General features: G+C 68.4%; 12 protein-coding genes. 1 reads left to right on the top strand and 11 read right to left on the bottom strand.

Features of this window, described 5'->3' with window-relative positions; translation table 11 throughout:
- Positions 1–24: 24 nt before the first annotated feature.
- A complete protein-coding gene (locus AB1824_06760) occupies positions 25–1,860 on the bottom strand; it encodes an ABC transporter ATP-binding protein (GenBank protein ID MEW5764661.1) in 1,836 nt (611 codons plus the stop codon).
- Between the two features lie 145 nt (positions 1,861–2,005).
- Positions 2,006–3,829, bottom strand: coding sequence for an N-acetylmuramoyl-L-alanine amidase (locus AB1824_06755; GenBank protein MEW5764660.1), 1,824 nt, complete (start codon positions 3,827–3,829; stop codon positions 2,006–2,008).
- 137 nt (positions 3,830–3,966) lie between these two features.
- On the opposite strand from AB1824_06755, the gene AB1824_06750 reads away from it, so the two are divergent.
- Positions 3,967–4,977 carry an amino acid--tRNA ligase-related protein gene (locus AB1824_06750; GenBank protein ID MEW5764659.1) on the top strand — a complete coding sequence of 337 codons (1,011 nt, stop codon included), beginning with the start codon at positions 3,967–3,969 and terminating at the stop codon, positions 4,975–4,977.
- 18 nt (positions 4,978–4,995) lie between these two features.
- Here the strand turns inward: AB1824_06750 and AB1824_06745 are convergent, their stop codons facing one another.
- The 9 genes from AB1824_06745 to rpoN all read right to left on the bottom strand — a co-directional run.
- The gene (locus AB1824_06745; protein MEW5764658.1) at positions 4,996–5,562 is read right to left on the bottom strand and encodes a hypothetical protein; all 567 of its coding nucleotides are present in this window, start codon (positions 5,560–5,562) and stop codon (positions 4,996–4,998) included.
- 84 nt (positions 5,563–5,646) lie between these two features.
- The gene (locus AB1824_06740) at positions 5,647–6,753 is read right to left on the bottom strand and encodes an AI-2E family transporter (protein ID MEW5764657.1); all 1,107 of its coding nucleotides are present in this window, start codon (positions 6,751–6,753) and stop codon (positions 5,647–5,649) included.
- Between the two features lie 64 nt (positions 6,754–6,817).
- Positions 6,818–8,530 (bottom strand): phosphoenolpyruvate--protein phosphotransferase, encoded by a 1,713-nt coding sequence (gene ptsP, locus AB1824_06735; GenBank protein MEW5764656.1) that lies wholly within the window; start codon positions 8,528–8,530, stop codon positions 6,818–6,820.
- Positions 8,527–8,793 (bottom strand): HPr family phosphocarrier protein, encoded by a 267-nt coding sequence (locus tag AB1824_06730; GenBank protein MEW5764655.1) that lies wholly within the window; start codon positions 8,791–8,793, stop codon positions 8,527–8,529. The genes ptsP and AB1824_06730 overlap by 4 nt, the downstream gene beginning before the upstream one ends.
- Entirely contained in the window at positions 8,790–9,209 is a 420-nt protein-coding gene (locus AB1824_06725) for a hypothetical protein (protein MEW5764654.1), read from the bottom strand. The genes AB1824_06730 and AB1824_06725 overlap by 4 nt, the downstream gene beginning before the upstream one ends.
- 2 nt (positions 9,210–9,211) lie before the next feature.
- Positions 9,212–10,081 carry an RNase adapter RapZ gene (rapZ, locus tag AB1824_06720; GenBank protein MEW5764653.1) on the bottom strand — a complete coding sequence of 290 codons (870 nt, stop codon included), beginning with the start codon at positions 10,079–10,081 and terminating at the stop codon, positions 9,212–9,214.
- Positions 10,074–11,039, bottom strand: coding sequence for an HPr(Ser) kinase/phosphatase (gene hprK / locus AB1824_06715; protein MEW5764652.1), 966 nt, complete (start codon positions 11,037–11,039; stop codon positions 10,074–10,076). The genes rapZ and hprK overlap by 8 nt, the downstream gene beginning before the upstream one ends.
- A complete protein-coding gene (gene raiA / locus AB1824_06710) occupies positions 11,036–11,602 on the bottom strand; it encodes a ribosome-associated translation inhibitor RaiA (GenBank protein ID MEW5764651.1) in 567 nt (188 codons plus the stop codon). The genes hprK and raiA overlap by 4 nt, the downstream gene beginning before the upstream one ends.
- Before the next feature lie 15 nt (positions 11,603–11,617).
- A partial coding sequence (rpoN, locus tag AB1824_06705; GenBank protein MEW5764650.1) for an RNA polymerase factor sigma-54 occupies positions 11,618–12,691 on the bottom strand: 1,074 nt, incomplete at its 5' end.

Below are 12,691 nucleotides of genomic sequence, written 5' to 3'. Positions count from 1 at the left end.
TCCCCCCAGTCTGGGACGAGCGTATCACCCGGTGGCGGGGCTTTCAAGGGCCGTTCCCGCGCGAAATTCCAGGGCGCAGAGCTGGGAGTAGAGTCCGCCGCGCCCCAGGAGCTCCTGGTGCGTTCCCTCCTCGGCCACCCGCCCCTGGTCGAGGACCACGATTCGGTGGGCGTTCAAGATGGTCGCCAAACGGTGGGCGATGACGAGGGTGGTCCGCCCTTGGACGAGGTTGAAGAGGGCCTCCTGGACCAGGTATTCGCTCTCTGAATCCAGGCTGGACGTGGCCTCGTCCAGAATGAGGATGGGAGGGTCTTTGAGGAGGGCCCGGGCGATGGCCAGGCGCTGTCGCTGGCCTCCAGAAAGGGAGAACCCCCCCTCTCCAATGCGGGTCTCATAGCCCTGGGGCATCTCGAGGATGAAGTCGTGGGCCAGGGCCTGCCGGGCGGCCGCTTCCACCTCCTCCCGGGAAGCCCCGGGCCGGCCGTAGGCGATGTTGGCGGCCACCGTATCGTCGAAGAGGACGGTTTCCTGCGTGACCATGCCGATCTGTGCCCGCAGGCTCCTCAGGGTTACGTTCCGGACGTCCACGCCGTCCACCGTGATGCGGCCCGCGGTGACGTCAAAGAGGCGGGGCAGGAGGTTCACGAGGGTCGTCTTCCCCGCGCCGGAGGGGCCGACCAGGGCCACCACCTCCCCCTTGGGCACCACGAGATCCAGGTCGCTGAGGACCCGCCGGTCGCCATCGTAGGCGAAGGAAACGGACTCGAAGCGGATGTCCCGGCTGAATGGGGGAAGGTCGGGGGCGCCAACCGACTCCCGAACGCGCAGGGGGCGGTCCAGGACCTCCACGGAGCGTTCGGCGGCCGAGACGGCCTGCTGGACGATGCTGTTGGCCTGGGAGAGCTTCTTCACCGGCACGTACATGGCGTAGAGCGTCGCCAGGAACGCGCTGAAGGCCCCCATGGTCGTCTGCCCGCTCAGGATGCGGAAGTGCCCGTAATACAGGATCCCCGCCACCGCCGCCCCCCCGATGAGCTCCATGAGGGGCGTCGTCAGGGCCATGACCCGAGTGGCCTTCAGGTTGGCCCGCAGGACTTCCTTGTTGTGCTTGCGGAAGCGGGCGGTCTCCGATTCCTCCATCTGGAACATCTGCACCACGCGGACGCCCGTGACCGTCTCCTTCATCAAATCCGCCAGGCGGGCCATGGCCTCCTGGCTCCTGTGGGCCGAACTCCTGAGTTTGCGGGAGAAGCGGGCCAGGGGCAGGACCACCAGAGGGATCGTGACGAAGGAGAGCAGGGTCAGCCGCCAATCCTGCCAGAAGGCACTGACGACAAGGGCCAGCAGGGCGAAGGAGTCCTTCAGGAGTTCGGTGAGCTTCTCGCTCACGCTGGTCTTGATCCGCTCGATGTCCGAGAGCAGCCGCGAAATCAGGGTTCCGGTGGGGTAGTCGGCGAAGAAGTCCTGGCCCTGACGCACGATGCGGGCGTACAGGTCGTCCCTCAGGTCGGTGATGGTGGAAAGGCCCACCCCGTCCAACCAGTATTTCCCGAAGTAGCCGAAGATCCCCTTCACCAGGAAGATGGCCACGAGGGACAGAGGGATGGCCACAAAAAGGCTCGTGGAATCGAGGTCGAACAAGCGGTTCAGCCCGAAGAAGGAGAGGTACCGGAAGAAGTCGCCCGTCGCCTGCGCGCCCCCCTTGGGATTGAGCAGGCCGTCGAAGATGAACCGCACCATGTACACCTCGAGGGCGTACAGCACGCTCACCACGGCCAGGGCAGCCACGCCGGCCAGAAAAGTGCCCTTGTGGCGCATCATGTACTCCCGCCAGATGCGGGCCATGGCCTGAAAGCCCAAGGTGCCTCTCCTTCCGGACCATTATGGACGAAGGGAAGCCGCGCCGCCAGGGGAAGGGTGGGGCGAGACCGGGAAAGTCGGACCGAGAGGCGGGCGCGCGGATTCGAAAGCCCCGGGAGGCGGGCCGCGGATCCCCCGGCCGGACTTACGAATAATACCGGATCAGGGCGTCCACGTAAGCCTCGGCCAGGCGCTGGCGGAAGGCGGGATCGGCGATGAGGGCCGCGTCCTTCGGGTTGGCGAGGTTGCAGACCTCGATGAGGACGGAGCAGGGGACCAGGTTGTTCCGGAGCACGGCGGGAACCCAGGAGCGCTTTCCCCGGATGACGTGGTCCCGGGTGGGGTTGAAGGGATGCAGGAGAAGCCCTCGGGCCGCAAAAGCCGCCTCGAGTTGCCGGCTGAATTGGAGGGAGAGGCCTTCGCTCCGCCGGAGGTCCTTCTTCGTCGCCTCGTAGCACCGCCCGGCTCGGAACTCCTCGAACTTCTCGTAAGCGGGCCCCGAGGAGCACCACCGGGTGGACCGGTACGAATCCCCGGGGATGTAGAACATGCTGCCGCGCAGGGAGGGGTGGAGCGAATCGGCGTGGACCGACGTGAAGACGATCCGCTGGGGGTCTACCCCCTCCTTCTGGAGCCGCAGGAAATACTGGTTGGCCAGGTGCCACCGGAGGTTCACCTCCACTTTGGTTTCCTCCCGGGAGGTCTGCTTGAACCAGGGGTGGGTCAGGATGACCGCCGTTGTGTTCGGGCTCAGGCGAGTCTTGTCCTGAGGCCGGTGGCCCAGTTCGGGAACGAGGAGGGTCATGAGGACCCTCGCCTTGGTGCGCCGCTCCAGGGTCTCCCGGATGCGGCAGGAGATGTCGTAGACGTACGAGTCCTCCCAGACCCCGTGCTTCATGGCCCCACGGTCCAGCCCCCCGTGGCCCGGGTCGAGGACCACCACGACGCCGTCCAGCACGGCGCTCTTGTAGGTGTTGGTCACGCCCTTCAACTCGGCTTGGTTCTCCGCCCAGGCACGGAAGCGCGGGTCCTCGGGGGGCAGGAACTGGGGCAGGAGGTCGTCGAGGGGAATCTTGACGGAGAAACCCACCGGAATGCTCGTGACGTCCGCGATGCCGGACCTTCGGGCCACCTCGCGAGCCAGGGCATTCACGTCCTCGGCGTTCACGTTGCCCGTGAACCGGACCACGACGGCGCTGTACAGGGCCTCCCCCGCCTGGAGCCGGTAGAGGGCGTAGGGGCCCTCTCCGTCCGATCCGTACTCGAGGGTGGGCACAGGAGCGGCGGCAGGCCGATCCTCCGGGCCCGATGCGGCTGCCTCCGGGCCGGGCGAAGGCGCGACCTCCGAAGGGGCATCCGGAGGGGTGGCGGATTCCGGGCCCGACGAACCCGGCAGGCCGGGGCCCGCCGGTGGAGCCGGCGCGTCCAGGGCGCGGATGGACGGGAGGAGTAGGCCGTCCGGGATGAGGACCTTGGCGCCCTTCCTGGGCCGGCGTCCCGCCGCGCGGTTCGCGGCCTCGATGGCCCCTGCGTTTTTGGCTCCTTCGGTGAACCAGCGCGCCAGGTCGGCCCAGGTCTCCTGGGCCCCCTTCGGGCCCGTGGCCCAGACGTGCTCCCACCCACCCGCCGTCCTTCGGTCGTCGGGAAACAGCCCAATCAGGGCCTCCCGGGCATAGGCGGGCCGGAGAAGGGAGAGGGGGATCCGGGCCTCCCGCAGCCTCCGGCCCTTCCGAACCGGATTGTATTTCTGCACGGCGGCGAGGTTCCCGGCAGATCCCGTAAAGGTGACCGTGGCGGCATTGAGCCCGCCTTGGGCCGTCAGGGGGACCCGGAGGAAAACCGGGCCCTCCACCACGGCGCGGCGGCCCTGCTGCGTGGGCACGGCCTTCGGCGGGGCCGCGCCCGCCAAGGCACACAGGGCCAGGAGACCCGCGACGGCGGCGGAGAAACCCCGCCGAACCGGCCTCATGACTCGGGCTCCCGAGTGCTTCGTTCCACGGACGAGCGCCTCCTGGTGCAGTATAGCAGGAGGGATGCAGAGGCCTTCCAACGGGTCTCCCGGTTTCCACGGGCGCTCGGCTCGGGCACAATGACGGCGGAGGCGCCATGCGGCCAACGCCCTTCTTTCTCGCGGACCTCGCCTCGCGGGTCCCGCTCTTTGAGGCGCGGGACCGGTTTCTGGCCCGCATCCGAGCCTTCTTCCGCCGCCGGCGCTTCCTGGAGGTGGACGCGCCGCTGCTCGTTCCGGCCGCGGGGATGGAGCCCCACCTCGATCCCTTCGTGGCGAGGGGGTGGGAGACGGGACGAACCGCGTTTCTTCCCACCTCCCCCGAGTTTTATCTCAAGAAACTGCTCGCCGCGGGCGTCAGGCGCTGTTTTTCCCTGGCCCCGTCCTTCCGGGACGAGACGCCCTCCCGGTCCCACAGCCCCGAGTTCCTGATGCTGGAGTGGTACCGCGCGGGTGGGACGCTTCCCGATTTGATCCGGGACGCCTCCGCGCTCCTTTGCCACCTGGGCGGGGACCTCCCCGGCGGGAAGATCCACCGGAGCGGGGAAACGCCCGTGGACCTCTGCGGCGGGATCGAGGTCATGACCCTGGGGGAGGCCTTCGAGCGGCACGCCGGAGGGGATTTCCGGCGCATCGGGTCGGTCGAAGGCTGGCGGGACGCGGCTCGGGCCCGGGGCGCTTCGGTCGGCGATGACTGGACAGCCAACGACTGCTTTTCCTACCTCATGATCGCCGAGGTGGAGCCGGCTCTCCGTGCCTACGCCAGGCCCGTGGCCCTCGTGGGATACCCGGCCTTTCAGGCGGCCCTGGCCTCGTTGGACGCGGCGGACCCCGGGCTTTCCCGCCGTTTCGAGCTGTTCGTGGGGGGCGTGGAGATCGCCAACGCCTACGAGGAGCTGACGGACGGCGCCGAACTGCGCCGACGCTTCGCGGCCTATCAGGAGGAGCGGCGGGCTTCGGGAAAGGACCCCCATCCCGAAGACGGACAGTTCGTGGAGGCGGTGGACCGGCTCGGTCCCTGCGCCGGCATCGCGCTGGGCGCCGACCGCCTCCTGGCCCTTCTCTTGGGAGAGACCGTGCCCCGGATCCGCCACGGCGCTCCAGGGTGACGGACGCGAACCGGCGGCCTACTTCAGGACGCCGGCGAGGTCGTCCAGTACGGCGGCTTCGGCCTCGGAGACCTTCTTGCCCAGGCCGAGAAACCCGCCGGCGGCTTCCGCGACGGCCCGCGCGCCTCCAAGGATCTCGCCGGCGAGTTCTCGCCGTTCCGCCTCGCCCAGCTGGGCCCACAAGCTGCTCACGTACCTCTTCCACGCCTCCATCAGCACCGGCCCCGGCTTCTCCTTGAGCCAGACTTCCAGCATTTCCTGGCCCGATCCGCCCTGGATCACGCCCCTCTCCCGGGCCGCGCGCAGGATGGCCTCCCGCTCCTTGGGCTCCAAGGTTCCGTCCGCCCAGGCCACGGCGGCCAGGGGCACGATCCCCAGGGCCAGCACCGTGCGGGAGTTCACCCCCAGATCCAGGAGGTGGTCGAGGAGGGCGTCGTCGGCCCCGTGGATGGCCTCCTTCAGTGCCGCGCGCTCTTGCTCCCGTTCGGCCTTGGCGCGCAGCTCCCTGAGCAGCCGCTCGCTCTCGCGGGCGAAAAAGGCGTCCTCCAGGGCCTTGGTGTCGGGGTTGATGGTGTGGTTGGTCATGAACGGTCTCCTTCCCTCCGAAACTCGATCTCGCGGTGGAGCGCCGGCCCGGGGGGCGCGCTCACTGAATGATAGACCAACTCCCTAGGCGCCCGAAACCGTGCCCCCGCCCCCTGCCGCCTCCCCCGGGGGGCCCTCCGCCCGCGGCAAGGACTGCGCACCGTACAGGTCCCACGCCGTAACCAGCAGGGCCGCCACGATGGGGCCCAGGACGAGCCCGATGGGTCCGAAGAGGGAAAGCCCCCCGAGGGTACCCAACAAGATCAGGAGGTCGGGGAGGCGGGTGTCCTTCCCCACAAGGCGCGGCCGGAGGAGGTTGTCCACGGAGCCCACGACGGCGACGCACCAGATTGTGAGGCCCACCGCCGCGCCCGGGTGCCCGGAGAGGAGCAGGTACGCCGCGCCTGGAACCCAAACGATGGCCGTGCCCACGCTGGGGATGACCGAGCACACGGCGGCGGCCGTGCCCCAGAAGACGGGGCCCTGGATTCCGGCGACGGCGAAGGCGAGGCCCACGAGCGCCCCCTGCACGGCCCCCACGACAAGGGTTCCCTTGACCACCGCCCGGGCCATGGAGATGAAGCTCTCCTCCATGCGCCGGTGGTTCTGGGACGCGAGGGGCAGCACGGCGTAGGCGCGGTCCAGGATCGCGCGCCCCGACGTCAGGAACGCCAGCATGGCGTACAGCATGACGAAGACAAGGAGGAGAAACCGGGCTGTGCCCAAAGCCCCCGCCGCCAGTGCATCGGCGGCGAATTCCGCGGCGCGGGCGGCCACTTCTCCGGACTTTTCGAGGATCTGGTCCTGGTAGGGGGCCAGGCGGTCCCCTCCCGGAATCCTCGCCAGGAGGTCTTCGAAGGCGTGGCCCCCCCGGGCTTGCTCCTGGACCCAGGGGACCAGGGTCTGGCTCACGTCCACCGCCTGGCCCGCGAGGACGCCGAGGAAAGCGAGGAGAGGCAGGATCACCAGGAGGAGATCCAGCAGGACGGTGGCGCCGGCGGCCCACGCGGCCCTGCCGCGGAACACCTTCAACAGGCGAAGGTAGACGGGATGCGACAGGCCCGCGAAGACGGCCGCGGCCAAAAGGGTCAGGAGGTACCCCTGGATCATTTTGAGGAAGAGGAGGGTGATGCCTCCCGCGAGGATGAGGAGGAAGGCCTTCTGATTCTTGGGTCGGTCGCTGGGATCCACGGGCGCCTGCCTTCCGGTCCCCCGAAGGCGCGGGGGGACGTGGGGGACCTCCCCGGGTGGGTCGTTACTCCGCCGCCAACCCGGCCACTTCGGCTCCCGTGCGGGCCCGAAGCGCCTTGCGAGCCATCCGGTGGCACGTCCGATACGAGAGGCCCCGGACGCGCTCCTTCACTTCCAGGATGGAGGAAGGGGTCATGGAGAGCTCCTCCACGCCGAGCCCGACCAGGAGCGGGACCATGGCGGGATCGGCGGCGGCCTCCCCGCACACGGAAACGGGCTTTCCGGCGGAGGCCGCGGCGTCGCAAACGCTCGCGATGCACTTCAGGACCGCTGGATGCATGGGGTCGTAGAGGTGGGCCACGGCGTCGTTGTTCCGGTCGATGGCCAGGAGGTACTGGATCAGGTCGTTCGTGCCGATGGAGAAAAAGTCCACATGGGGCGCGAACGCGGCGGCCGTGAGGGCCACGCTGGGGACCTCCACCATGATCCCCACGGGCAGGGCCTCGTCAAACTCGTCTCCGGCCTCCCTCAGTTCGCGCTTGCACTCCTCCAGAAGGGCCGCCGCCTGTTGAAACTCCTCGAAGGTGGTGATCATGGGAAAGAGGACGGCCACGTTTTTCCGCCGGGAGGCTCGCAGGATGGCCCTCAGCTGGGGTTTGAAGAGCTCCGGATGCTTCAGGCAGAAGCGGATGGCCCGGACTCCGAGAACCGGATTGCGCTCGGTCCGGTCCAGCACGGAATGGAAGTACTTTTCCCCGCCGAGGTCCAGGGTCCGGATCACCACCTTGTGGGGGAAGAATCCCTCGGCCAGGCGGAGGTAGGTCTCCATGTGCTGCTCCTCCGTGGGGAGGGCCGGAGAGCAGGTGAGGAAGAGGAACTCGCTCCGGTAAAGGCCCGCGCCGCTGGCCCCCACCGAGAGCGCCGTCTCGATCTCATCGAGGAGATCCACGTTGGCCGTCACCAGGATCCTGTGGCCGTCGACGGTTCGGGCCTCTTCCCGCGCCTTGGCCAGGATGCGGGCGCGGTGCCGTGAAAAGGCCTCCGCTCTGGACCGGTATTCCTCGGTTTCTTCGGGCGTGGGGTCGAGGATCACGTCACCGTTGAGGCCGTCCACGATCACCGGACGCCTCGAATCGGCCAGGTCCATGAGCCCCTTCACCCCCACCACCGCGGGGATCTCGAGGGAGCGGGCGATGATGGCCGTGTGGGACGTGCGGGCGCCCCGCTCCGTGGCGAAGCCCACCACGGGAGATTCGTGGAGGGTGCCTGTCTCCGAGGGAGTCAGCGTGTCCGCGAGGATGACGAGGTTGTCCCCCGACCAGGCGGCGCTCTCCCGCGACGGCCCCGACAGGTGGATCAGGATGCGCCGCTGAAGGTCCTCCACGTCGGCGGAGCGGTCCTGGAAGTAAGGGTCGTCCGAGGCCAGGAGGGCCTTGATCAGGACCTGCATGGTCTCCTGAAGGGCGTACTCGGCGTTGACCCGCTCGGTGCGAATGCGGTCGCATGCACCGCGCAGGAGGGAAGGATCCTTGAGGAGGATGGCGTGGGCGTCGAAGATGGCCAGGAGTTCTTCGCTCAACCTGGGGCGGGCCTGCTCCTTCTGGGCCTCGATCTCGGAGACGGTGGCCGAGAGAGCCGCGGTCATCCGCTCCACCTCCCCCGGGACGGCCTCCTCCGAGAGGGAGACCTTGACCACGGGGATCTCGTGCGCCAGCACCACCTGCGAGGTGCCGATGGCGATGCCTGGAGAGACGGCGGTGCCGTGGAGGCGCATCATTCCTCCCCGAACTTGTCTCGGAACAGCCCCTCGATTCGCGCCATGGCCTCCTCCTCATCGGGCCCGTGGACTTCGAGGGTGACGGGCGTATCCTTGCCCGCGGCGAGGGTGAGGACCCCCAGGATGGACTTGGCGTCGGCGGACATCTGGGCGGTGGAGAGCGAGACCTGGGACCGGAACAGGTTGGCGAGCTGGACGAGCTTGGCGGCGGCCCGCGCGTGGAGCCCCAGCCGGTTGCTCACCAGGATCTCCCTCCGGATCATGCCCCCTCCTCGGGGCTCAGGACCTCGCTGACGGACACCATGGCGCTCTGCCCTTTTTCCCTGAGGATGGGGAGGGCGTCCCCCAGGGCCGTCCCACCCTTCCGCAGGAGGATGGCCTTGATGAGCATTGGGAGGTTCATGCCGGTAAGGATCTCCACCTTGCCCGCCTCGTAGAAAGTCATGGCCAGGTTTGTGGGAGTCCCCCCGAAGAGGTCCGTGAGGACCAGGACCGCCCCGGCCGACTCCTGGAGCTTCCGGAGGCCTTTCCGGATCTGCTCCTTGGCGGCCGCCGAATCGAGGGTCCACTCGATGCACAGCGGGACGACGAGGGGATCCTCCTCCCCCAGGATGCGAAAGGCCACGTCCACGAATTCCTTGGCCAGGTTGCCGTGGCTGACGACGAGGATTCCTAGCATGGTCACCTCTTGTGGTCGCGGTGGAGGAGGTTCACCGAGAGCCCCCCCTCGGCCCGGAGCATATCATACAGGCGCCTGGCCACGGCAACGGACCGGTGGCGTCCCCCGGTGCATCCCACGGCCACCGTGAGGTAGGACTTCCCCTCCCGCTGGTACTGGGGGAGGAGGTACTGGAGAAAGGACCACAGGCGCTCGATGAAGTCGGACCCTTCGGGGGACCGGCACACGAAGTCAAAGACGGCGTCGTCCTCCCCCGTGAGGGGCCTGAGTTCGGGAACGAAATGGGGATTGGGAAGGAACCGGACGTCGAAGACCAGCGCCGACTCCGGGGGAACCCCGTAGGCGAAGCCGAAGGAGAGCAGGTTCACGGTGAGCGTGCGGGGCTCGGCGAAGGATTCGGCCTCGCGCTCCACGGCGGCCCGGAGCTGGTGGATCGTGGTGTCGGAGGTGTCCAGCACGAGATCGGCCCGCTCCCGGATCGCCGCCAGCCGGGCTCTCTCGAGGGCGATGCCCTCCTCCACTGAGCCCCGGGGGGTCAACGGGTGGGGGCGCCGGGTCTCGGAGAATCGGCGCACGAGGACCGGATCCCGGGCGTCCACGAAGAGGATGCGGACCTTCAGGGGGGACTTGCGCAGGGCTTCGTAAACCACCGGAAAATGGGTGTCCAGATGGCCTTCCCGCAGGTCCAGTCCCAGGGCGAACCGGGGCCCCACGTCCCCTCCCGCGCCTTCCAGGAGTTCGAGGAACTTGGGGAAAAGGGCCAGGGGGAGATTGTCCACGCAGTAAAAGCCCAGGTCCTCCAGGGTCTTGATGACCTGGGACTTGCCGGCCCCGGAGAGGCCCGTCACGATGAAGAGGGCGCGCTCACTCATCGCCGGGCCTCCCGCCCATGGCCTGCTGAAGCCTCTCGGCGAAGGTGCGCGCCGTATGGATGCCCTTCCTCTTCAGGAGGAGGTTTCGAACGGCCACTTCGAGGAGGATGGCGATGACGCGGCCGGGCGCCACGGGCATGAGCAGGTAGGGGACCGGCGCGCCCAGGATGCGGATGGTCTGCTCGTCGAGTCCCAGCCGATCGTAGACGCCGTCCTCCCGCCAGTGCTCGAGCTCCACGACGAGTTCCACGTCCTTCCGGTCCCGCGTGGCCACCACCCCGAAAAGCTCCTTCACGTTGATGATCCCGAGGCCCCTCAGCTCCATGTGGTGCTTGAGGAGCTCGGGCGCCTCCCCCGTGAGGACGTCGCCCCGGCGGTGGATCTCCACGAGGTCGTCGCTGACCAGCCGGTGGCCTCGGATCACGAGGTCCAGGGCGGTTTCGGATTTTCCGATGGAGCCCTGGCCGATGAGCAGGAGACCCACCCCATAGACGTCCACGAGGACCCCGTGGACCGTGAGGCAGGGGGCGAGGGCGGCGGCGAGCCCGTCGGTGACGGTGACGATGGTGATGGAGGAGGCCTCCCGGGTGAGCAGGATGGGGGTCTGGGTTTCCTCGCCAAGCTCCAGGAGTTCGGGCAGGGGGGTGAGGTTCTTCGTGAGAAGGAAGCAGCTCACCTCCTTCTCGAAGATGTGCTTCAGGGCCTTCCGCCTCGCCTTGGGGTCCTGGCGGCTCAGGTAGGAGATCTCGGTGCTTCCGAGGATCTGGATCCGCTCCGAGTGAACGAACTCGGGCACCCCGGCCAGAGCCAGGCCCGGCTTCTGAATCCGCGGGCTGGAGATGAACTTGGACAGCCCGCCCTTGCCGGCGAGGACCTCCATGGCGAGCTGGGGAAAAGCGTCCAGGAACTGCCGCACGGTCATCCGAGGGTGGGTCTCTTGTCCCGTGAGGACTTTCATGGTTTCCCCGGCGGTCGCACGATTCCCAGGCCCTGCTTGGCGTCCCGAAAGATCACCGCCACCCGGCCGGTCCCCTTTTCGGGGAAGACCAGAACGGGCCCGTCTCCCTCCAGGAGGAGCAGGACCGCGTCCTCCGGGGCGAGGGGCTTGGGATGGAAGAGGTCGTCGCGTACGGCCACGGGCGGGCCCCTTCTACGGGCCCGCCGCGGTGGGCCTTCCTCCTCCTCCTCCTCTTCCGGGGAGGCCTCCGCCGCGGAAGAGGCGCCCTTCGTGCGACGGGAGAGGCGGCGGGTCTTGTCCTTCTGGGCCTGCTGCTCCACCGCGTCTGCGGCGTCGTTCATGGCCATGTACATGTCCTCGGCCAGGCCGCTGGCCTTGTAGATCCGCTCCTTGGCGCAGTGGACCACCAGGTTCACGCGGTGGAGGTTCTTCTCCACCTCGAAGGAGGCGTGGGCCGAGAGGATGGGCCCCGTGAAGCGCTCCAGCTTGGCCAGCTTCTTCTCGGCTTTGGTCTTGAGAGCGTCGGTGAGCGTCAGGTTCCTTCCCGAGTACTCGACTCGCATCGCTCGCTCCTTTCGTTACGAATGGGCGCGCCCCTTCCTCCGCCCGGAGGTGGGGATGTTCATCTCTTCTCGGTACTTGGCCACCGTCCGGCGGGCCAGGAGGATCCCCTCCCGGCGAAGGAGGTCCGCGATCTGCTGGTCGCTGTGTGGCCTGCCCGGCGGCTCCGTTTCGACCAGGGCCTTGATGCGCTCCTTCACGCGAAGAGCGGACACGTCGGCCCCGTCCAGGGTGTTGATGCCCGTGTTGAAGAAGTACTTCATGGGGAAGATCCCCCGCGGGGTCTGCATGTACTTGTTCGAGACGACGCGGCTCACGGTGGACTCGTGGACGCCCACCCGCTCGGCCACGTCGCGCAGGACCAGGGGGCGCATGAAGGAGGGCCCCCGGTCGAGGAAGTCCCTCTGGAAGTCCACGATTTCCCGGGCGACCTTGAAGATCGTCCGCTGGCGCTCCTCGATGCTCTTGAGGAACCACATGGCCGAGCGGACTTTGTCGCGCAGGTAGGCGAGGGCTTCCTCCCCGGCTTCGGGAGATCCCTCCTCCGCCATGGTGCGGTATTGGCGGCTGATCCTCAGGCGGGGCAGACCGTCCTCGTTGAGGAGGACGCGGTACCCGTCGGCGTCCTTCTCCACGATGACGTCGGGAACCACCGTGGGGTTCACGGGGTTGTTGAAGCGCAGGCCCGGCTTCGGGTCCAGGTGCCGGATGAGGGCGAGGGCCTCCTCCACCTCCTCCTTCTTCACGCCCAGCCGCGAGGCGATCTGGGCAGGCGTGTCCACTCCCAGCCGCTCCAGGTGGTCGGCCACCAGGCGGGAGGCCAGCGGGTTGGGGCTCCCCAGGGCCCGGAGCTGGACGAGGAGGCATTCGCGGAGGTCCCTCGCGGCGGCCCCGACGGGGTCCATGACCTGGACCACGGCGAGCACCGCCTCCACCTCGGCGGGCGAGGTCCCCGAGGCGGCGGCCGCCTCCTCCACGGTTACCAGCAGGTAGCCGTCCTCCCTCAGGTTGCCGATGAGGGTCCGGGCGATCTCCCGCTCCTTCTCCGTGAGGCGGCTCAGGCCCACCTGCCACTCGAGGTGTTCGGCGAG

The sequence above is a fragment of the Acidobacteriota bacterium genome (assembly GCA_040752915.1).
Classification (GTDB): Bacteria; Acidobacteriota; UBA4820; order UBA4820; family DSQY01; genus JBFLVU01.
Note: the sequence above shows the minus strand (reverse complement) of the source record. Positions and strands in the feature narration are given on the sequence as shown.

What these genes read in the sequence shown, in the direction of transcription:
- rapZ (MEW5764653.1), bottom strand. Translation starts at nt 10,081, where the DNA reads ATGAGTGAGCGCGCCCTCTTCATCGTGACGGGCCTCTCCGGGGCCGGC.
- ptsP (MEW5764656.1), bottom strand. Translation starts at nt 8,530, where the DNA reads ATGATGCGCCTCCACGGCACCGCCGTCTCTCCAGGCATCGCCATCGGC.
- AB1824_06730 (MEW5764655.1), bottom strand. Translation starts at nt 8,793, where the DNA reads ATGATCCGGAGGGAGATCCTGGTGAGCAACCGGCTGGGGCTCCACGCG.
- AB1824_06750 (MEW5764659.1), top strand. Translation starts at nt 3,967, where the DNA reads ATGCGGCCAACGCCCTTCTTTCTCGCGGACCTCGCCTCGCGGGTCCCG.
- hprK (MEW5764652.1), bottom strand. Translation starts at nt 11,039, where the DNA reads ATGAAAGTCCTCACGGGACAAGAGACCCACCCTCGGATGACCGTGCGG.
- AB1824_06745 (MEW5764658.1), bottom strand. Translation starts at nt 5,562, where the DNA reads ATGACCAACCACACCATCAACCCCGACACCAAGGCCCTGGAGGACGCC.
- AB1824_06755 (MEW5764660.1), bottom strand. Translation starts at nt 3,829, where the DNA reads ATGAGGCCGGTTCGGCGGGGTTTCTCCGCCGCCGTCGCGGGTCTCCTG.
- AB1824_06725 (MEW5764654.1), bottom strand. Translation starts at nt 9,209, where the DNA reads ATGCTAGGAATCCTCGTCGTCAGCCACGGCAACCTGGCCAAGGAATTC.
- raiA (MEW5764651.1), bottom strand. Translation starts at nt 11,602, where the DNA reads ATGCGAGTCGAGTACTCGGGAAGGAACCTGACGCTCACCGACGCTCTC.